Origin of the sequence: Actinomyces qiguomingii, from assembly GCF_004102025.1 — a bacterium.
Classification (GTDB): domain Bacteria; phylum Actinomycetota; class Actinomycetes; order Actinomycetales; family Actinomycetaceae; genus Actinomyces; species Actinomyces qiguomingii.
In genome coordinates, this window is record NZ_CP025228.1 from 1463230 (window position 1) to 1483646 (window position 20417).

A 20417-nucleotide genomic window follows, 5' to 3' on the forward strand; every position below is an offset into this window, starting at 1 on the left:
GCACCCACCACACCCACAAACACAAAGAGCCCCGAATCCGGACACTTTCCCCCGCCCCGCCGGCCCCACCAACCGAACTCGATGGTCATATCGACCGATCTCGATGGTAATAATGACCGAACTCGGTGAAGCGGGGGCGGTTATCAGGCGCCCTGGGAGGGGGTGAGGTCGTCGGCGCCCTGGTTGCCGGTGCCCTGCGTGTGCACCGGCAACCAGCCGCGGCGCGGCCGCACGGTGGCGGTGGCGCCCGGGCGGGAGCGGTAGACCACGTAGGGCCGGGTCACATACCCCACCGGCGCGGAGACCGCGTGGACGAGTCGGGTGAAGGGCCAGACGGCGAACAGCAGCAGGCCCGCCACCACGTGCAGTTTGAACACCATGGGCACGTCCGCCATCAGTTCCGGGGCCGGATGCAGGGCGAAGATCGACCGGAACCAGGGACTGATCGTCTCCCGGTAGTCGTAACCGCCGTCGGCGCCGCCCAGCAACTGTGTGGACAGCGTCGCCCACGCACCCAGGCACACGGGCACCGCCAGCAGCACGTACATGAAGATGTCGTTGCGCGTGGTCGCCAGGCGCACCGACTTGACCACGATGCGCCGGTAGAGCAGTCCCGCCAGACCCACCAGGGTCATCAGCCCGGCAATCGATCCGGGGATCACGGCCATGAGGTGGTAGATGTGCTCGGGGACACCGGCCGCTTCGGTCCAGCTCTTGGGGATCACCAGGCCCATGAAGTGCCCCAGCGCCACCAGCAGGATCCCGAAGTGGAACAGGGGGGATGCCCAGCGCAGGATGGCCGACTCCTGCCACTGCGAGGAGCGGCTGGTCCACCCGAACTGGTCGGTGCGGTAGCGCCAGATCAGTCCCGCCGCCAGCAGGACGAAGGACGCATAGGGCAGGGCGGTCCACAAGACCGCCGACTCGAAGGTGCTCATGACTGCTCCTGGTTACTGGTGGGAGTGAATCCGGCGGGAGATGTCGGCGGGTTGGAGGCAGGTGGCGGGTCGGTGCGGGTGGCGTGAACGGGCAGGTGTCGCGGTGGGAGGCCAACGGGCGTCGTCGGCGGCATGGTCGGGAAGGGCAGCGTGTCGGTGACACCCACCGTCTCGGTGGGCGGGCCAGCGGCGACCAGGGCCCGCACCCGCTGCGCGGTGGCCTCGTCCACCGGCTCCAGGGTGGCGACGACGGCGTCGAGTAGGCGGGCATAGGGGGAGGCGGCGTCGGCCAGGGCCCGGCGCAGCACCTCCAGGCCGTCCCGATGCGAGGACAGCAGCACATCGGCGACCTCATCCCCGCTGCGGGCGCTCAGCTCCAGCACCACCGGCAGGTAGTCGGGCAGTTCGTCGCGTTCCAGCTCGTAGCCGGTGGCGGCCAGGGCCTGCTTGAAGGCCAGCAGCGCGGCGCCCCGGTAGCGGGTGTCGCCGACGGCGTAATAGCTCAGGTACAGGCAGCAGCGGCGGCGCCGGTCGAATACCTCCACATAATGCTCGGCCAGGGCGCGCGTACCCCTGCTGCGCGCCTGCGCCACAAAGTCCTCCAGCGGCGCGCGGAGTGCCTCCGGCAGCCCAGGGGCACCGGCCAGGGTTGCGGCGACGGCGTCGAGCCGCTCGGTGAAAGTGCCCTCGGCCGGGTAGTCGAGCAGCAGGGAGGCGCTCATATGGACGATGGCCCGCGCGGCGGCGTCAACCCTCACCGCGGCCACCGGCGGCGCCACGTCTTCACCGGTCTTCATCGCCATGTCAGCGGCCCTCGGCTCGACCGGCCTGGCCCACCCCGAGGCCGGGGCCGGCGGACGGCACCGGGGAACGGCGCACGGTCGGCAGCGGCAGGCTCACCGGGCCGCCCACGCCCTGGGATGCGGCGGCGGCGCCGCAGGCGGCGGGGGCGCCCTCACCCAGCAGCGTGCGCACATCCTCACCCATGGCGGTCATGCCCCGCGGCACCTCCGGGCTGGCGGTGGGAATGACGTAGCGGTCGTCGTACTTGGCGATGGCCAGCAGCCGGTACATGGCCTCCAGCTCCTGTCCGCTCATGCCGACGGCGGCGGCGATGGCCGGGTCGGCCTCACGTCCCAGGCGCACCTGCCGCATGTGGGAGCGCATGGCCGCCAGCCGGCGCAGCACCAGCTCCACCGCGTCGGTGTCCCCGGCGGTGAACAGGCCCGCCAGGTACTCCAGGGGAATGCGCATCTCGGACACGGCGGTCAGCAGCACCCTGTGGTCCTCCCCGTCCAGGCCGGCGGCGGCGACCTCGTCCACCACCGGCGACAGCGGCGGGATGTACCAGACCATCGGCATGGTGCGGTACTCCGGGTGCAGCGGCAGCGCCACCCGGTAGGTGGAGATCAGGTCCCACACCGGGGAGTTCTGGGCGGCCTGCACCCAGGAGGCGGGCACGCCCGCCTGGCGGGCCGCCCGCACCACCTCCGGATCGTGGGGGTCCAGGAGGATCTCCCGCTGTGCCGGGTACAGGTCCTGCGGGTCCGCGACGGCTGCCGCCTGAGAGACCCGGTCGGCGTCGTACAGGAGCACCCCCAAGTACCGCAGGCGCCCCACGCAGGTCTCGGAGCAGACGGTGGGCTCGCCGGCCTCAAGGCGCGGGTAGCACAGGGTGCACTTCTCGGCCTTGCCGGTGGCGTGGTTGAAGTAGACCTTCTTGTACGGGCAGGCGGACACGCACATGCGCCAGCCGCGGCAGGCGTCCTGGTCCACCAGTACGATGCCGTCCTCGCTGCGCTTGTACATGGCTCCGGAGGGGCAGGCGGACACGCAGGTCGGGTTCAGGCAGTGCTCGCAGATGCGCGGCAGGTAGAACATGAAGGCCTGGTCGATCTCGGTGGCGATCTTCTGACTCATGCCCGCCACGATCGGGTCCTCGGACAGCGTCTGGGTGGAGCCGCCCAGGTCGTCATCCCAGTTGGGGCCCCACTGGATCGTGGGCAGGTACTCGCCGGTCAGCTGGCTCTTGGCGCGCGCCACCGGAATGTTGGGGGAGTCCTTCGGGGCGGACAGCAGTCGATCGTACTCGTAGGTCCATGGCTCGTAATAGTCCTGAACGCTCGGCATGTCCGGGTTGGCGAAGATCTGCGCCAGGCGGCGCAGCCTCCCGCCGGAGCGGGGCCGCAGCCGTCCGCCGGCGGTGCGCTCCCAGCCGCCGCGCCAGCGTTCCTGGTCCTCCCAGCCCTTGGGGTAGCCGACGCCGGGGCGCGTCTCGACGTTGTTGAACCACATGTACTCGGTGCCCTCGCGGTTGGTCCACGCCTGCTTGCAGGTGACCGAGCACGTGTGGCAGCCGATGCACTTGTCCAGGTTCATCACCATGGCGATCTGGGCCATCACCTTCATCAGAAGGTCACCTCCTGGTTGGTGCGACGACGAATGAGGGTGACCTCGTCGCGGTTATTGCCGGTGGGGCCGATGTAGTTGAAGGCGTAGGACAACTGGGCGTATCCGCCCGCGAAGTGGCTGGGCTTGAGCACGATGCGGGTCAGCGAGTTGTGGGTACCGCCGCGGCGTCCCGAGGTCTCGGTCAGCGGCGTGTTCATGGTGCGATCCTGGGCATGGTGCATGAACACCGTGCCCTCGGGTATGCGGTGGGAGACGACCGCCCGGGCGGACACGATCCCGTTGCGGTTGTAAGCCTCCACCCACTCGTTGTCCCGCACCCCGATCTTGTCTGCATCGGTGGGGCTCATCCAGATGGTCTGGCCGCCCCGGCCCAGGGTGAGCATGTGCAGGTTGTCGTAGTACTGGGAGTGAATCGCCCACTTGTTGTGAACCGTCAGGTAGCGCACGGCCACCTGCACTGCACCGTCGGGGGTGGTGCCCACCTGCCCGGGTGCGGCCTCCCCGTACAGGGCGGCGAAGTCCAGGGGCGGGCGGAAGGTAGGCAGCGACTCACCCATGTCCCGCATCCAGTCGTGGTCCAGGTAGTAGTGCATGCGGCCGGTGAGCGTGTGCCAGGGCTTGGCGTGCTCCACATTGACCACGAAGGCCGAGTAGCGCCTGCCGCCGTGCTCCGAGCCGGACCACTCCGGGGTGGTGATCACCGGCTGCGGCTTGACCTGGGTGTCGGCGAAGGTGACCTGCTTGCCGGCCTCCTCCTCGCTCAGCTCCACCAGCGGGGTGCCGGTGCGCTGGGACAGGGTCTGCCAACCCTGGGTGGCCAGGTGCCCGTTGGTGGCGCCGGACATGTGCATGACGGCGTCGCCGGCCCGGATGGGGGTGTCGATCAGTGGACGGCCCGCCGCCGCGCCGACGCCGGTGCCGTGGGCGCGCCGCAGCCGCTCCATCTCCCGCTCCGGGTGCAGCATGATGCCCTTGATGGGGATGCCGGGGGACTCCACCAGGGGGCCGACGGCGTCGAACTTGTTGCGGATCTGGGTGTAGTCCCGCTCGATCGGCACCAGCTTGGGCATGGTCACGCCCGGCACCCACGCCTGCGGCAGGGCGGAGACATCCCCGTGCGGCATGGTCATGGCGTCGGGGGTGTCGTGGGTCAGCGGGGCGGCCACCACGTCGGTCTGGGTGCCCAGGTACTTGGGCGCCCAGGCGCTGACCAGCTCGGCCAGCTGCTGGTAGATGTCGAAGTCGCTGCGCGCCTCCCACGGCGGGTCGATCGCCAGGTTGAAGGAGTGGATGAAGGGGTGCATATCCGTAGTGGACAGGTCGTACTTCTCATACCAGGTGGCCGCCGGCAGCACGACGTCGGAGTGCAGCGTGGTGGAGGTGTTGCGGAAGTCCGCCGTCCACATCAGGTCCAACTTGCCCTGGGGCGCCTCCTCCCGCCAGGTCATGGACACCGGACGGCGTCCGGCGGGGGTCTCCACGGCGTTCACGTCGCCGCCGGAGCCGACCATGTGGCGCAGGAAGAACTCGGTGCCCTTGGCGGAGGAGCCGAGCAGGTTGGTGCGCCAGGAGGCCAGGATGCGGGGGAAGTTCTCCGGGGCGTCCGGGTCCTCGCAGGCGAAGCGCAGCTCACCCCGGTTCAGCTGGTCGACGACGTAGTCCTTGGGGCCCATGCCCGCGGCGGCGGCCTGCTGCCCCAGCAGCAGCGGATTGCGGTCGAAGGTCGGGTAGGAGGGCGTCCAGCCGCGCCGCATCGCCTCCACCAGGGTGTCTGAGGCGGTCTTGCCCGCCAGGGTGCCGGCACCCAGCGGGGAGGCCAGCCGGTCGGCCGGGGTGTCGTCGTAGCGCCACTGGTCGGTGGTCAGGTACCAGAAGCCGGTGGAGATCATCTGCCGCGCGGGCCGGTGCCAGTCCAGGGCGAAGGCGAACTGCGACCAGCCGGCGATGGGGCGGACCTTCTCCTGGCCGACGTAGTGGGCCCAGCCGCCGCCGTTGACGCCCTGGGTGGCGCACATGGAGGTCAGCGCCAGCAGGGTCCGGTAGATCTGGTCGGCGTGGTAGTAGTGGTTGATGCCGGCCCCCATGACGATCTGGGAGCGGCCGCCGGACTCGATGGCGTTGACGGCGAAGTCCCGCGCCACCCGGATGGTGGCCGGGCCGGGCACGCCGGTCAGCTCGGCGGCCCAGGCGGGTGTGCCCGGGACGGTGGCGTCGTGGTAGTCGGCCGGCCACTGGCCGGGCAGGCCGGGACGGGCCACCGCGTAGTCGGCAAGCAGCAGGTCGTAGACGGTGGTGACCAGGCGCCCGTCGGGCAGGCGGGTGGCGGGCACGCCCCGCCGGACCACGCCGCCGCCGACGCTGCCGGTGGGGGTCTGCGAGCCGGGCAGATCGAAGCGGGGCAGCAGGATCTCCGTCGGCTCGACGACGACGTCGCTTGCCGGGGCGGGTGGGCTCGCGGGGTCGGCGGCCGCGCCGCCGGCGAGGTCGGCGATGGACATGATCGGGTCCACGCCCTCCATGAGCAGGTTCCACTTGCCCTCGCCCTCGGGGGTGAAGCGGTCGGCCAGTGTGCCGCCGGGGTCGGCGGGGCCGCGCTCGCGGTCCCACACCAGAGGGCGGAACTCGCCGCGGGGCAGGTTGTCGGCCACCCCGGCCACGCCCTCGGCGGTGACGAAGCGGCCCGGAACCGTTCCGGAGCCGTCGGGGGCGGGGACCAGCTCTACCAGGAACGGGGCGTCGGTGTGACGGCGCATGTACTCCAGGAAGAAGGACTCGCGCCGTCCGACGTGGAATTCGGACAGGATCACGTGCCCCATGGCCATCCCGAGTGCTCCGTCGGTGCCGGGGGCCACCCGCAGCCACTGGTCGGCGAACTTGGTGTTGTCGGCGTAGTCGGGGGAGACGGCCACCACCTTCTGGCCGTGGTAGCGGGCCTCGGTCATGAAGTGTGCGTCCGGGGTGCGGGTCAGCGGCAGGTTCGACCCCCACATGATCAGGTACTGGGCGTTGTACCAGTCGCCCGCCTCCGGGACGTCGGTCTGGTCGCCGAACACCTGTGGGGAGGCCGGCGGCAGGTCCGCGTACCAGTCGTAGAAGGACAGCATGGTGCCGCCGATGAGCTCGTGGAAGCGGGCGCCGGCCCCGTAGGAGATCATCGACATGGCCGGGATGACGGAGAAGCCGACGCACCGGTCCGGCCCCCAGTTGCGAATGGTGTGCACGTAGGCGGCGGCGATCAGCTCCATCGCCTCGTCCCAGCCGACCCGCACCATGCCGCCTCGCCCGCGCGCCGACTTGTAGGCGCGGGAGGTCTCCGGATCTCCAGTGACCTGTGCCCAGGCGGCGACGGCGTCGCCGTCGTGCTGACGGCGGGCGGTGCGGAAGGCGTCCAGCAGCACGCTGCGCACATACGGGTAGCGGATGCGGGTGGGGGAGTAGGTGTACCAGGAGAAGGCGGCGCCGCGCGGGCAGCCGCGGGGTTCGTACTCGGGCATGTCCGGCCCGGTAGTGGGGTAGTCGGTGATCTGCTTCTCCCAGGTGATCACGCCGTCGGTGACGTATACCTCCCAGGCACATGAGCCGGTGCAGTTCACCCCGTGGGTGGAGTGCACCGTCTTGTCGTGGCTCCATCGATGCCGGTAGAAGGTGTCGGCGTCGCGGCCGCCCTCGAGGAATAGCCGGCGGGCGTCGGCGGATGGCTTCCCCCGGCGCAGGTAGGAGCCCAGGGCGAACAGTCCCGGGGCGTTCTCAACCCTGACGTCGGGTCCGGGGACGATCGGGGCGGTGGGTGTGCTCATCGCGGGTCCTTGGCGGTGTGGCTGGAGGTATGGGCGGAACTTGGAGCGGTGTGATGAGTCGGCCGGGCCGCCGATTCAGTGTGGCTGGGACGGCGACGGCGTCGTCGTCGGGGGGTGTCAGCCGGGCCGTTTGGCGGAGGGGCCGGCGTAGCGGATCCAGCAGATCACGGCGCACAGCACGCAGAAGACCGAGCAGCCGTAGAAGAAGGCGTGAGTGGGCATCAGGGTCAGGGCGATGCCGACCAGGAAGGGGCCGAGCGCCGCCACGGCGGCGGTGAAGCCGATGGCTCCGCCGGCCTGACGCTTAGGCATGATCATGGGCATCTGTTTGAAGGTGGAGGCGTTGCCGACTCCGGCGAAGAAGAACATGGCCAGCAGGCCGATCATGAACACGGGGAAGTCGCCGGCGCTGTCGGCGGTGGCCACCTGCCAGCCGCAGAAGGCCATGGTTGCGGACATGCCGACGGCGGAGACGAAGGTCCAGATCGCACCGCCGAAGCGGTCGCACAGGGGTCCCCAGGCGAAGCGCAGGAAGGAGCCCAACAGTGTGCCAATAAAGGCGTAGGAGGCGCCCTTGGGCAGGTCGGCGGCGGCCAGCGTCTGCGCCAGCGGGGAGGTGGCGCCGTAGTTGTTGTTGATGATGTTGGCGGTCTGCGCGGCGAAACCGGAGAAGATGCCGAAGGTCATGATGTACAGGACCGTCATCAGCCAGGTGTCGACGTTGCCGAAGATGTCAAGCTGCTGGCGGACATTGGCCTTGACCGGCACGTCCTTGATGTAGGCGAAGGCCAGGGCCGCAGCGATCACGGACCACGGCAGGAAGAAGACGGTGGCGTTGAATACCCGTGGGGCGCCGTCGGCGTAGGGGGTCACCCAGGTGAGCCCGAGCAGGCTCGTGCTCATCAGGAATGGGGCGGCCAGCTGGATAACGCTCATACCCATGTTGCCCAGGCCGCCCTGCAGGCCCAGGGCCGTGCCGGACAGGCGCTTAGGGAAGAAGAAGCCGGTGGAGGGCATGTAACCGGAGAAGGTGGCGGCACCGATGCCGCAGGTGAAGGACAGTGCCAGCAGCGTGCCGAAGGAGGTGGCCGGGTTCTGTACGGCGAAGAACCAACCGAGCATCGGCAGGACGTACAGCAGGGAGGACCAGCCGATCATCTTGCGCGAGCCGATAGTGGCCGGCAGGAACATGTAGATCAGTCTCAGCGCCCCGCAGGACAGGCCCGGCATGGAGGTGATCCAGTAGATTTGGTTGTTGGTCAGCTCGAAGCCGATCTCGTTCAGGCGTGGGGCGACGGCGCTGGGCAGGAACCACACCGTGAAGCCGAGCATGAGTGAGAAGGTAGTGATGGCCAGGGTTCGCCAGGCGATTGACGCCGACCAGCCGTCCGGCTCCTCCGGGTTCCAGCCGCTCAAGACGCGGCCGGAAGTATCGAGCTGACTCATGGTGCTGTGACTCCTGGGGGTAGGGGGCGAAGTAACAGTGAGTTGACCGGGCGTGACCCCGACGTTGTCCGCGGGGGTTGGTCCGCGGGGTGATTGGTGATTCCCGCATGATGCCCGACCGGGCAACGGGTCGGCGACCGGAGAATCTTTCGGCTGGAATCAGGCCGACTGCACCCCATATCTTTTTTACGGCGGATTCCGTAATAAGGAAGATGGTTGTGAGCTAATAGGCGGTGGTGGGCCGTGGCCCACGGTCGATGGGCACTGGGGAGGGCGGTTGCGGGAGCGCGGTGGAATACGGGTGGGCGGATGAGAATCGCCCTCGCCTACTACCGTGGTCGGTATGAGTCGAATGACGCCCCATCACTCCAACTCCGGCTCGGCGGCAGAGCCTTCCAGCACAACGCGGGTGGTTCCTGTACGCCAGAAGGCTCTCCACCCATTGCCGGTGCCGGTAAGTGGCGCCGTCATCACCGTCTCCGACCGCTGCGTCAGCGGGAAGCGGGAGGATGTCTCCGGGCCGCTGGCCGTGCGGCTGCTGCGGGAGCACGACGTCGTGGCCGATGCCGTGAAGGTGGTTCCCGACGGGGTGGAGTCGGTGCGTGCCGCCATTGAGGATGCTGTTGCGGGCGGTGCCCGGGTGGTGTTGACCACCGGTGGCACCGGTGTCACTCCGCGCGACCTGACCCCCGAGGGCACCGCGCCGCTGCTGGCGGTGCGGCTGGAGGGTATTGAGGCGCAGATCCGCGCCTACGGACTGACCCAGACGCCGTTGTCGAGTCTGTCGCGCGGGCTTGTGGGGGTGACCAGTCGCGATGCCGATGGTGCGCTGGTGGTCAATGCCCCCGGGTCGCGCGGCGGTGTTAAGGACACCATCGCCGTGGTGGGGCCTTTGGTTCCGCACATTCTGGAGCAACTCGGCGGCGGTGACCACTGAATCCGCCTCCCCTCCGCCGAGTTCGGTCGATGTGACTGCCGAGTTCGGTCGATGTGACTGCCGAGTTCGGTCGATGTGACTGCCGAGTTCGGTTGCCGCCGTCCACAGGAGTACTTCAGAGCAGCCCCGTGCTTTGGCATTCACAGGCGTTCGTCACCGAGTGGCTCCGTTCCTGCACCCTGTCCTCATGAACAACAGCATGTCTTGTCATAACCCTTCACAAGCCATCCCGCCGGTGTTGGTGCGACGCTCTACTGTGGGGCGCAGTCTGCTGGAGGCCGGTGTGGTTTCCGGCCGGCTCACCCAGATCCAGCGGGACACCTACGTGCACGTCGCACATGACGCCGCGGTATGGGAGCAACAAGCGGCCACGCACAACGCAATGCTCGAAGCCTTTCGGGTGGATGCCCTCAAGGGGGTGGTTGTGCTCGAGAGCGCAGTTCTGCTGCACGGCGGGGCGACCTGGCGCACGCCGCAATCGCTGCACCTGGCGGTGCCTTACCGCCCCACCGGCCTGCGTCGCCCTCCGACGCGGCATGACCCCACGCGTCCTCCTAGCCGAGACCTCCATCCTCTCGATCGCCGTCGGGCACTCGCGTCACGCCCCATCACTCGACACCGCTTTCCAATCCCCGAGGACGACATCATTGTAGTTGGAGGGCTGAGAGTCACCAGGATCGAACGCACTATTGAGGACTGCGCGCGTTTCCTCGAACCGGACGCGGCAATGGTCGCCGTCGACTCCCTGTTCGCGGTGGTCACCGGTGCCATGCCGCTCAACTCCAGCGGGCGGCAGGGCGCCGACGTCGTCGACCGCCCCTGGGATCGCGCCGATGAAATCAACCGAGAAGCGAACGCCTTACGCGCGCGAGTCATGGCGCGGTTGGATGGACGCCGTCGTGAGCGTGGGGTAAGGCGAGCCCGTGCCGTGATCGAGGCCGCATCCCCCTGGAGTCAGTCGCCATATGAGACGGAGCTGCGTCGGATCTGCCTGGCCAATGGGATCATTGCGCCTACGCCGCAGATGCCGCTGCACACCGGAGCGACCACCTTCTACGCGGATCTCGGCTGGCGGGAAGTTCGCAGAGCTGCGGAGGTTGACGGCATGATCAAGCTGGCGAACGGCGTCGACGCCGTGCTTGCGAGGAGAGCCGCGCGTGATGAGGCATTCGCGGAATGCGGTTTCGAAGTAGCCCATTTCTCCCCGGAAGAGGTGCGAGATACCGACGGTGCACTGAGCATGCTGCACATGCTGCTGCCGCGCACGGCATGCGAAGAACGCCCGATCAGCGGGCTGAGGACGAAGCGAGAGTTGCGTCGTCTAGCCGGGTGACCATTTGGCAGGCAGCGGCGGCGATGCGTTGAGCGTCATATCGACCGAACTCGGCAGTTATATCGACCGAACTCGGCAGTCATATCGACCGAACTCGGCAGTCATATCGACCGAACTCGGCAGTTATATCGACCGAACTCGAGGATGGGGGTGGGAGGCGTAGGCACGGATGTCCGCCCAGGTGTCCAGGTCGCGGGCGACGTGTGCGAGCTTTTCTCCTCGCTTGGAAAGCTCGAGACGGATCAGATCCATGCCGCCCAGCGTCCGTCGCACCGCCACATCCCGAAGTGCCGCGCCTCCCGGCGCAACCCGCTCCGCCAGTGCGGCAGTCCGGTATATGCCCAGCAGGTACTGGACCTGGCCGTGGTCTACGGCGCAGGCTCCGTCGGCACCCGCGTGATCCTCCAGCTCTTTCGCCAGCGCTGGCAGGGCGCGCCACGCCTCTGGCGCATCACAGGTGACGACGGCGGTAAGCGGTGCGGGCACGTCCGTAACCGTCCCGCTCATTGTCTCCTCCGATCCATTGCCGGAGACGGTCGTGCTGAGCCGCGCCAGTCCGGCCGCTATTCCTGCCACAGGTCCGCCTAAAGGGGGATCTTCGAGGGCACGTAGTACCCCGGGTGGGACCAGCACGCTCTCAGGGGCCACTACGACCACTTGACCGGGCGGCAGCCGGTCCCGTACGAATGCCACTCCGTCCAACACATGGTCGAGCAGACGCGCCCCGCCCACGACCACATCCGGCTTCGACGCTCCGTCCAGGCGTCGCGCGGTGCCCCCGGCCAGCACGACGACGTCCAGCCGCTCACCTGTTGTCAAGAGAGCTCCTGCCCGGCCCCGTCCGGGGCATTCGCCTCCACGATGTTGCCCGCATCGGCGCCATCCGGCCGCACCCAGTCACCGGAGCGGCCCCCGGACTTGGCAATCACTCTTGCCTCGCGCAGCGCCACCTCCCGGTCTACGCCCTTGACCATGTCGATCACTGCCAGCCCGGCAACGGTGACTGCGGTGAGCGCCTCCATCTCCACTCCCGTGCGGTCGGCAGTGCGCACCGTGGCCTCTACGCGCACACCGTCGTCGGTGACCTGAAGGTCCACCTGGCAGCCGTGGATACCAATGACGTGCGCCAGGGGGAGCAGATCAGGCACCTTCTTGGTGGCAGCTATGCCTGCTACGCGTGCCACTGCGAGCACATCCCCCTTGGGTACGGCATGGTCCCGCAACGCCCTGATGATCGCCGGCGAGCACGCCACGAAGGCCGTGGCGGTCGCGGTGCGGACGGTGGTCCGCTTCCCCGACACGTCCACCATCCGGGCGGTGCCCGAGGAGTCCAGATGCCCGAGGCGGAGGGCCGCCTCTGTTCGTGGGGACGCGGCGGACGGGGCCGGCCTTGAGGATTTGGCGACGGGGGGCCCATATGCGGGTGGCAGCGGCCCTGCGGGCGATGACAGTGGGAGCAACAGCACCTGGTCGCCCGCCGCGACGGCGTCGTCGTCGGTCTCCACGACTGCCAGTGCCTGCGCCGTCGGCAGTGAGGCGACTAGGTGGGAGCCCGATCCCAGGTAGTGCGACGGTGCCACCCAGATACCTCCCGGTAACGCTCCGGTGGGAAGCGGCTTCGGCGGGGCGACGAAGCGTACCGGCACATACTGGCGGCGCCGGCGCGGGCTGCGCCAGCCGACGGCGGCCCGCGCCCTAGTCAGCCGTGTTTCCCCGTCCCGGGAGCCGCGCCCGCGGGTGGTGTCGTGGCCGGACAGCCGGGCTAGGGCGGGGGCGACGATCGTCGTAAATGACACCAGCACGCTCACAGGATTGCCGGGCAGTCCTATCACCGGCACCAGGCGCCCGTCCCGGGCACGCACGGATCCGTAGCCCTGGGGCTTGCCCGGCTGCATCGCAACCGCGGCCGTGGTCAGTTCGATGTCGTTCCCGGCGGGGCCATCTGCCTGCCCGCGTGCGGCGGCCAGTGCGGTGAATGGATCAAAGGCCCCCGCCGACACGCCCCCGGAAGTAACGATCAAGTCGACGTCGATGGCCGCCTCGCGCAGGGCATCGGCCAGTGCCGCCGGAGTGTCGGCGCTGCGTAGGACGGCTACGAGTCGGGCACCGTGCTCGCCCACCAGTCCCGCCAGCATTGGGCCGTTGGAGTCCGGGATGGTGCCGGCTGCGGGCTGGCGACCCGCCTGTGCCAACTCTGCGCCCGTGACCACGACGGCGACTCGGGGGCGCGGCACCGCTCGTACCATCCGGTGGCCTGCGGAGGCGGCGGCCGATACCGCGGTGGCCTTCAATACGGTCCCGCTCTTCAATACGGTTTGGCCCGCCGCCACGTCCTCACCGGCTTGCCGCACGTTGGTGCCCGGGGCGACGGCGGTGCGAACCTCTACCTGCCTGGGCAGCGGTACAGCCCCGGGCGGCTGATCGGTGTCCTCTACCCTGACAACCGCATCGGCTTGCGCGGGCAACATGGCGCCGGTCATGATCCGCTGCGCGGTTCCCGCGGCCAGCGGTTCCGGAACCGCCCCGGCGGGCACGTCACCCATCACCGGCAGGATTACGGGGGCATGCATGGCCCCGACGACGTCGGCCGCGCGCACCGCGTAGCCGTCCATGGCCGAGTTTGTCCAGGGGGGTACTGGTGCGGCGGCCGGCACATCCTCGGCCAGGACCAGACCGTGGGCCTGTTCCAGCGGGACCTCGACCGGGGCGAGCGGCGTCAGCGCAGCGAGCACCTGGGCGAGGTAGTCCTCGGGCGGCAGCATGGTTGAGGTCATTGAGGAGTCCTAATGATGCGATCGTGCAGTTGTGACGGGGGCGGGCGGAGTGGGGAGAAGGCGTGTCGACCGGAACATCATGCCCTGTCGCCGCAGTGGGGTGGGACCGTGGCAGGCGGCTGGCGTGTAACCTCCTCAGCGCCCCAGTGCCGCATCCTTTGGCCGCGCCGCGGCCCATTCGGAGATTCTGCGACTTGCGAACAGGAGACCACAGTGACCCAGACCAATCCGTTCCCCGGACATGTCGAGGACGTCGCCGACGTCGGGACGTCGTCGCCCCGGGCCCTGGTCATCTGCGCCGACGTCACCCCGGAGCCGATCGACACCGCTCGGCTCGCCGACGCCGTCGCGGATCCGGCGGCCGGCGCCGTCGCCACCTTCGATGGCAGGGTCCGCAATCACGACGGCGGGCGTGGGGTCATCGCTATCAACTACGCGGCGCACCCCAGCGCGAATGCGGTCATCGCGGGGATCGCAGCCGAGATCGCCGACCGCCCGGGGCTGCGGAAGGTGTGCGTCATGCACCGTGTGGGAGATCTGGCCGTGGGGGACACGGCGTTGGCGGTGGCGGTTAGTGCCGATCATCGTGTCGCCGCCTTCGACGCCGTGCATGACATCGTTGAGGAGGTTAAGACGCGCCTGCCCGTCTGGAAGCAGCAGTTGTTCACAGACGGTTCCAGCACCTGGTCGAATCTGCCCTGATCCTGCCAGATCCTGCACGGTAGATCCGCTGTCCACCGACTCAGCCACCCGCGAAAGGAGGCAGGACGTCCACCCGATCGCGCTCGTGCAGCTCCGCCAGTGAATCGGCCGGAGTTGAGAGCGAATTGATCAGGTAACTGGATACGCCGATCACCTTGGCCATCTCCAGGCCACGCCCGGCCAGAAGCTCACGCAACCCTGCCAGGGTCGTGCCGGTAGGCAGCTCCAGCCTCTCCTCGGTGCGACCGGCGGCATCTGCCGCCGCGGCGAAGTAGTGCACCTCGATGGCTATGGTGTCGGTGGCATTTGTGCTTGTGCGGGTCTCGACGGTGTCGGCCAAGCGTTTCTCCTTGTAGTCGTCTGCGCCCAATGATTACTGCCGCAGGGCGGTCACCGGAGGCGGTCTTAAGTGTTGACCTTATAACCGCGGATGCCGCGGTCGCCATGTCGGGCCTTCGGCGCTGGCCGACAGCCTGCCACTTCAACCGAACTCGATGGCTATAGAAGGCGAACTCGAGGTGGTGGAGTCGTGGCCGTATCAGCCGCCGATAGCAGACATGGTCCGCGTGGGCGCGGTGAACCCGCCGGATATCGTCTGTGGATCGTCGGTGCCGTGCGCCCTGGGCTTGTCCCAGGCGGCACGGGCCCAAATGCGGGCTAGTTCCTCGTCGCTCGCCCCGGCTCGCATGGGACCACGCAGGTCCACTTCCGCGGTCCCGAACAGACAGCTCAGCAGTTTGCCATCGGCAGTCAGCCGGGTGCGGTCGCAGTCGTCGCAGAACGGCGCTGTCACCGAGGCTATTATCCCGACCCTTCCCGCCGGATAGTACTGGCCGTCCGACTCGCTGCCCGCGGCCACCTCCCACAGCGCCGCAGGGCGCCGGTCGGGCCGGCCGACGGGTGTAAGCGCGAAGCCCGCCTCCCGCAGCACCGTCAACACCTGCTGTGCCCCTACGACCTCCTCCGCCCGCCAGGAACCGTGCGGCCCCAGCGGCATGTGCTCAATGAAGCGGAGTTGCCAGCCGCGGCGCAGACACTGAGCCAACAGCCGCGGCGCCCGCTCGGTGAGTTCACCTGGCACGGCCACCGCATTGACCTTGATGGGGAACAAGCCGGCCGCCTGCGCTCCGTCCACTCCGCGCAGCACGTCCGCCAAGCGATCGCGTCGCGTCAGAGTCGCATATTCACGCTGGTCTAGGGTGTCGATGGAGATGTTCACGCGGTCCAGTCCGGCGGTGCGCAGCCCGGCTGCTCGCCGGTCCAGCCCCAGACCGTTGGTGGTCAGGCCGATGTCCGGCTTATCCCCGGTATGGCGCGTGCGCAGGGCGGCGACGGCGGCGACTATGTCCTCCAGGTCTCGTCGCAGTAGCGGCTCCCCTCCGGTCAGGCGGACGCGTTCGACCCCCAGTTGCTCCACGGCCAGGCGTGCCAGGCGGGCGATCTCATCCACGGTCAGCAACTGTGGTCCCGGCAGCCACTGCAGTCCTTGCGCTGGCATGCAGTAAGTGCAGCGCAGGTTGCAGCGGTCGGTAACCGACAGTCGCAGGTCGCGCACGGTACGCCCGAAACGGTCCACCAGCTGCTTGGGGACCGTCGTGGACGCAGTGGTGAGGGCCGACGCACTCATACGGCGATAGTAATCAGCCCACCCGGATGATCTCCACGCGGGCGAAGCCGTCCTCGGCCTCCACCAGCGTGTGCTTGACGGTGATGGGCAGCTGGTCGATCTGGGCCAGCAGTGGCGTGGGCACATGTGGGGCGAGCAGGTCGAAACCCTCGCCCACGCGCAGAGAGGAGACTGCGCCGAGCACAGCCGGGTGGCGCAGACGATGCGGTATCGGGCGCACGTCCAGCGCCAGGCGCTCCTCATGGGCCGCGCCGCAGCCGCAGGTGCTGTGAGAGGGAGCCTCCTGGATGGGGATGAACTTCGGGTCTTCGCTCACGGATGTCTCCTGGTGCATGGTTCGGTTCAGATGTTCCCAACGTGCGGCGGCGGATGCCTAGGTGTGCCGCACGCAATTGTTGGCAACCCCCATATTTTATTACGGTAGTGGGCGTGGAAAACAAGGTGGCTGCAGTCCCAGTCGGGACCCGCCCGATGAGTAGAGCGGGCGGTCGGGTACACCCGCCCAGGCGTCGTCGGCGGCGCACCCAGATTCGCCGCAACGCCGTGGTGCTGGCCTGGTTCGTCACCGCGGCAGTGCTCACCATCGGGGTCATTGGCGGGCCCCTGGCAGGCTGGGGCGCCTGGCTGCCGCTGCATGCGCTGCTGCTCGGCGGGATCGGCTCGGCCATAACCATCTGGTCCGCCCATTTCGCCGATACCCTGCTGCACCGTCCGGCCCTGGGCGGGGCGACCCTGATTGATGTGCGTCTGTACGCTCATAGCCTGGGTGCGGCCGCAGTGCTGGCCGGCATGACCTCCGGACGGCACGTTCTCACCCTGACCGGAGTGGTGCTGGTGATCGGCTGCGCGTTGACGGGTATGACAGCGATCTGCGTGCAGTACCGGCGTGCGCTCGCCCCCGCAATGGCGCCGCTGGCCAGTCACTACGTGGCAGCACTCGGCGCGTTCGCCGTCGGCGCGGCGTTCGGCTACCTGACGTCATGGGCGGATGGGAGCGGTGCCGCCGCACTCGCCGACATCCTGTACCTGGCTCACACCGCCACCATGCTGCTGGGCTTCGTCGGCATCACCGTACTGGGAACACTCACAGTGCTCTGGCCGACTATGTTGCGCACCAGAATGGAGCCCACTGCGGCGCGCTGGGCCGCTCGCGGCCTGCCGGCCCTCATAATCGGCACCACCGCCACCGCCTGCGCGGGACTGTGGCAACCGGTCGCGGGTATCGGCGTGATTGTGTACCTGCTGGGTGCCGCCACCGTGATCCTGCCGGCCGCGGTCACGGCTCGGCGCGTGCCACCCACGTCATTTGCCACCATGAGCGCGGCGGCCGCCGTGGGCTGGCTGGGAGTCTGCATGGGCTATATCGGAACCGGCATTGCCCTCGCCGACGACCTCGCCTCTTCTCGGGAGGTCGTACACACCGTCCGCATCGCCCTGGGGGCGGGTTTCGCCTTGCAGATCGTGGCCGCCGCACTGAGCTATTTGACGCCCGTCATGCTCGGCGGCGGTCCCGCTGCTGCCCGAGCCACCAACGCCATCATGGACCGGGCCGCGACCTATCGGACGGTGGCCGCGAACCTGTGCCTGTTATTGGCCGTCGTACAGGTGCTGCCCTGGGAGATACGGCTGGCCGGGGCGATGGGTGCTGGCGCCGTGGTCGGCTATGTGCTTGTGGGAATCATCCTGGCCGTGCGGCGGGTCGTACACGGCGGGAGAGGCGAACCGGATCGGGGGGTATCGGCCACCCGCGCCGAGAACGCCGCCGGCAAACCGGAGGGAACCAGTGGGAAGGACACCGATGAGCAGCAACCATGAAACAAAAGGGCCCGGTCGGGACCAGGAACGGGTGGGCGATCAGGAAGCATCCAATGCCGGGGCGGACTCCCGCATGTTGCCGAACCGGGCGGCCGTAACCGCGGGTACCGCGCCCGCCGTCAGCAGTGGCGGAGGTATCGGCGCCGCCGGCGGGAAGGAGCCGGCTACGGCGCGGCTGGACCGCCGTGGGGTACTACTGGGTCTGCTCACGGCTGGCGGAGCGGTTGTTGCCGGCGCCGGCGCGGCCGCTTGGCGGGCCTGCAGCACCATGCCAGCCGACGCCGAGGGCGCTGCGGCCTCTGGTAGGACCACCGCGGTCACAGTGGAGGTGGAGGGGATGCGTTTCGTGCCCGAAACAGTGGAAGTGCCTGTCGGCGACCGGCTGGTGCTCGCCCTGAGCAACACCGGCGATCAGGTCCACGACCTGGTGGTCCAAATGGCCGACGGCACCACCGTGTCCACCGGAAGGGTCGCAGTCGGAGATACCGGCAGCCTCGACGCAGGTATCGTCTCTGGTCCGTTGGAGGCCTGGTGCTCCATTGCCGGCCATCGCGCCCAGGGCATGGTGCTTCATATCACCGCCTCCGGGCGGGTTGCGACCGCCCCGACCACCACGATCGCGCCTGGCCGGGGCGGCGCTGCCGTAGCTGACCACGCTGCCGTCCTGCCCGAGGGGGTGGCGGCCTTCGACGCCGCCCTGGCGCCTGCAGACACCTCCACCACCGTCCACGAATACACCTTCAACGTCACCGAGCAGACCATGTACGTGGGCGGCGGCGTCACGCAGAGGCGCATGACTTACAACGGAGGGGTCCCCGGCCCGGTGCTGCGCGGAAAGGTGGGTGACACCTTCCGCGTCACCCTGGTCAACGACGGATCTATGAGTCATTCGATCGATTTCCATGCCGGTGTGATCCCACCCGATGAGGTGATGCGCTCTATCGACCCCGGCGAGTCCCTCGTCTATGAGTTCGCCGCACAGCGCTCCGGCATCTGGCTGTACCACTGCTCCACCGCGCCCATGAGCGTGCACCTGGCCTCCGGCATGCACGGCGCCGTCATCATCGATCCGCCCGGACTGGGGCGGGCGGACCGCGAGTACGTGCTGATCCAGTCCGAGATCTACCTCGGTCCCGAGGGCGGCGAGACGGATGCGGACAAGGTGGCGACCAAGACACCCGACCTAATAGCTTTCAATGGCATCGCCTTCCAATACCGGGACCGGCCCCTGACGGCCGAGCCGGGCGAACGCGTGCGCATCTGGGTGCTGGATGCCGGGCCATCGTTGCCGACGTCATTCCACGCCGTTGGACTGCAATTCGATCAGGTCTTCAGCGAAGGGAACTGGACGCTCGGCGGCCCTGCGCACCTGGGTGCCGCCTGGTCCGGTGGAGGACAAGCACTGGGGCTGCAACCCGCCCAGGGAGGCTTCGTCGAATGCGTGCCGCCCGCGCCCGGAACCTACACCCTGGTGAGCCACGCCTTCGCAGACATGGAGAAGGGGGCCATGGGGTATCTGAAGGTCACCGGTTGAGTGAGCGGGGAGCGGCGCCGTAACCCGCCGATTCGGTGTCCGTCTGGGTGTGCGTTTCGGCGATTGCCGTGAGGTGACAGCCGTCGGCGCACAGCGGAGTCAGCGTGAAGCGGAGCCCGACGTCAGCGGCGCCGTCGTCGGCGTCGTGGTGCCCGCCGGCCGGCGCCTGGATGTAACGCTCGTTCAGAAACCCCTCATGCATCATGCACACCAACGGGTGCGGAGGACGGGAGGCGGTGACCAAGGGGCAGGCCTTCAGGATGATATGTCCACCGTCGAAGGCGGGGGCGAATCCCATGAGCGACAGGTGGGGCAGCAGGCGGGACAACTGCTCTGCCGAGGTGGTAGCCCGCGCGGGAGCACTAGCAGGCTCCGGGGGAGTCAGTTGCGCCCATTGGCGGCCGATCTCCAGGGCCCGGTGTCGGGCCTGCTCCCCGTCGCCGAGGTGCTCAATGATTGCGTCCAACAGGGCCAAGAAGGAACCGACTACCTGTGCCGGATCGGGGCCGGCAGGCGTATAGCGCAGGGCGGGGCGCCCCCGGCGTCCGGTGGGGCTGGTGGAGACTGTGACCAGGCCAGCCTCCGCCAGGGCGTCCAGATGCTCGCGCACAGTGTTGTGGTGCAGATTCAGCGCCCGGGCCAACTGTGCAGCAGTCAACGGGGAGGGGGCGTGTTCGACCTCCTCGAGCACCCGCCTGCGTGCCTGAGACAGCTCGGCCCGCGTGGACAGGTCCACCCAGGCGGGACGGGGCGGACGCGCCGCGGCAGTAGGGGGAGCGGACATGCGCTCAGGCTAACACCCGCTGCGGCCGGGCAGGGAGGAAGCAGACCGCCGAACCGGGGGCGTTTCTGCCGCAAATACGGTTATCGCTCCCGTGGGTGCGCGGGGCGGGTGAGGGCCCAGTAAACCGGCAGCGGCGGGGCGTCGAGCGCGGCCCAAGGTGAATCCCAGGCATGTCAAGGCTCTGGGCAGGGTCACCCCCTCGGCTAGACCGACCGACGTCACGTCCCCCAACATGCGCCCACACACTGCAGTTTCCTGCTCTCGCACTCACCCCGAAGGAGATCTTCTCCCGGAACAGTCGGACCTACAACAAGCTGT

General features: G+C 68.6%; 16 protein-coding genes and 1 pseudogene. 5 read left to right on the top strand and 12 right to left on the bottom strand.

Translation table 11 applies throughout. From position 1 onward, the window contains the following. Positions 1 to 143 precede the first annotated feature (143 nt). The 5 genes from narI to CWT10_RS06030 all read right to left on the bottom strand — a co-directional run bounded on the left by narI (position 144) and on the right by CWT10_RS06030 (position 8593). On the bottom strand, positions 144 to 938 hold the full coding sequence (gene narI, locus CWT10_RS06010; RefSeq protein ID WP_103061923.1) for a respiratory nitrate reductase subunit gamma: 795 nt from the start codon (positions 936 to 938) through the stop codon (positions 144 to 146). Beyond that, positions 935 to 1735: a nitrate reductase molybdenum cofactor assembly chaperone gene (gene narJ / locus CWT10_RS06015; RefSeq protein ID WP_233188002.1), complete on the bottom strand. Its 801-nt coding sequence runs from the start codon at positions 1733 to 1735 to the stop codon at positions 935 to 937. Before narJ ends, narI begins: the two co-directional genes overlap by 4 nt. 7 nt (positions 1736 to 1742) lie before the next feature. After that, the gene (gene narH, locus CWT10_RS06020) at positions 1743 to 3347 is read right to left on the bottom strand and encodes a nitrate reductase subunit beta (RefSeq protein WP_103061925.1); all 1605 of its coding nucleotides are present in this window, start codon (positions 3345 to 3347) and stop codon (positions 1743 to 1745) included. Then, positions 3347 to 7147 (bottom strand): nitrate reductase subunit alpha, encoded by a 3801-nt coding sequence (locus tag CWT10_RS06025; RefSeq protein WP_103061926.1) that lies wholly within the window; start codon positions 7145 to 7147, stop codon positions 3347 to 3349. The genes narH and CWT10_RS06025 overlap by 1 nt, the downstream gene beginning before the upstream one ends. A gap of 117 nt (positions 7148 to 7264) precedes the next feature. Continuing rightward, on the bottom strand, positions 7265 to 8593 hold the full coding sequence (locus tag CWT10_RS06030) for an MFS transporter (protein WP_103061927.1): 1329 nt from the start codon (positions 8591 to 8593) through the stop codon (positions 7265 to 7267). A gap of 343 nt (positions 8594 to 8936) precedes the next feature. Here CWT10_RS06030 and CWT10_RS06035 point away from each other — a divergent pair, with 343 nt between their 5' ends. Then, positions 8937 to 9530, top strand: coding sequence for a MogA/MoaB family molybdenum cofactor biosynthesis protein (locus tag CWT10_RS06035; RefSeq protein ID WP_168190757.1), 594 nt, complete (start codon positions 8937 to 8939; stop codon positions 9528 to 9530). Positions 9531 to 9717: 187 nt separating this feature from the next. Next, positions 9718 to 10863 carry a hypothetical protein gene (locus CWT10_RS06040; RefSeq protein ID WP_128683315.1) on the top strand — a complete coding sequence of 382 codons (1146 nt, stop codon included), beginning with the start codon at positions 9718 to 9720 and terminating at the stop codon, positions 10861 to 10863. A gap of 123 nt (positions 10864 to 10986) precedes the next feature. Here CWT10_RS06040 and mobA read toward each other — a convergent pair whose 3' ends face one another. The 3 genes and pseudogenes from mobA to CWT10_RS06055 form a co-directional block, all read right to left on the bottom strand. Continuing rightward, positions 10987 to 11682, bottom strand: a complete 696-nt coding sequence (gene mobA / locus CWT10_RS06045; protein WP_103061930.1) for a molybdenum cofactor guanylyltransferase — start codon at positions 11680 to 11682, stop codon at positions 10987 to 10989. Further along, entirely contained in the window at positions 11679 to 12197 is a 519-nt protein-coding gene (moaC, locus tag CWT10_RS06050; protein ID WP_269843706.1) for a cyclic pyranopterin monophosphate synthase MoaC, read from the bottom strand. Before moaC ends, mobA begins: the two co-directional genes overlap by 4 nt. 126 nt (positions 12198 to 12323) lie before the next feature. After that, positions 12324 to 13637, bottom strand: a pseudogene (locus CWT10_RS06055) (molybdopterin molybdotransferase MoeA); the annotation flags it as partial. 213 nt (positions 13638 to 13850) lie between these two features. On the opposite strand from CWT10_RS06055, the gene CWT10_RS17325 reads away from it, so the two are divergent. Further along, positions 13851 to 14339, top strand: a complete 489-nt coding sequence (locus CWT10_RS17325; RefSeq protein ID WP_416171680.1) for a molybdenum cofactor biosynthesis protein MoaE — start codon at positions 13851 to 13853, stop codon at positions 14337 to 14339. Between the two features lie 40 nt (positions 14340 to 14379). Here the strand turns inward: CWT10_RS17325 and CWT10_RS06065 are convergent, their stop codons facing one another. From CWT10_RS06065 to CWT10_RS06075, 3 genes are all read right to left on the bottom strand, one after another. Continuing rightward, on the bottom strand, positions 14380 to 14631 hold the full coding sequence (locus CWT10_RS06065) for a MoaD/ThiS family protein (protein ID WP_416171681.1): 252 nt from the start codon (positions 14629 to 14631) through the stop codon (positions 14380 to 14382). A gap of 246 nt (positions 14632 to 14877) precedes the next feature. After that, positions 14878 to 15966 carry a GTP 3',8-cyclase MoaA gene (gene moaA, locus CWT10_RS06070; RefSeq protein ID WP_103061932.1) on the bottom strand — a complete coding sequence of 363 codons (1089 nt, stop codon included), beginning with the start codon at positions 15964 to 15966 and terminating at the stop codon, positions 14878 to 14880. Positions 15967 to 15979: 13 nt separating this feature from the next. Continuing rightward, complete coding sequence (locus tag CWT10_RS06075; RefSeq protein WP_103061933.1) at positions 15980 to 16282, bottom strand: DUF2249 domain-containing protein; 303 nt, start codon at positions 16280 to 16282, stop codon at positions 15980 to 15982. Between the two features lie 155 nt (positions 16283 to 16437). On the opposite strand from CWT10_RS06075, the gene CWT10_RS06080 reads away from it, so the two are divergent. Continuing rightward, positions 16438 to 17781, top strand: coding sequence for a hypothetical protein (locus CWT10_RS06080; protein ID WP_128683317.1), 1344 nt, complete (start codon positions 16438 to 16440; stop codon positions 17779 to 17781). Continuing rightward, a complete protein-coding gene (locus CWT10_RS06085) occupies positions 17765 to 19315 on the top strand; it encodes a multicopper oxidase domain-containing protein (RefSeq protein ID WP_168190758.1) in 1551 nt (516 codons plus the stop codon). The genes CWT10_RS06080 and CWT10_RS06085 overlap by 17 nt, the downstream gene beginning before the upstream one ends. Here the strand turns inward: CWT10_RS06085 and CWT10_RS06090 are convergent. Continuing rightward, complete coding sequence (locus CWT10_RS06090) at positions 19305 to 20099, bottom strand: helix-turn-helix transcriptional regulator (protein WP_103061935.1); 795 nt, start codon at positions 20097 to 20099, stop codon at positions 19305 to 19307. The two genes, CWT10_RS06085 and CWT10_RS06090, sit on opposite strands and share 11 nt — an antisense overlap. Positions 20100 to 20417: the final 318 nt, after the last annotated feature.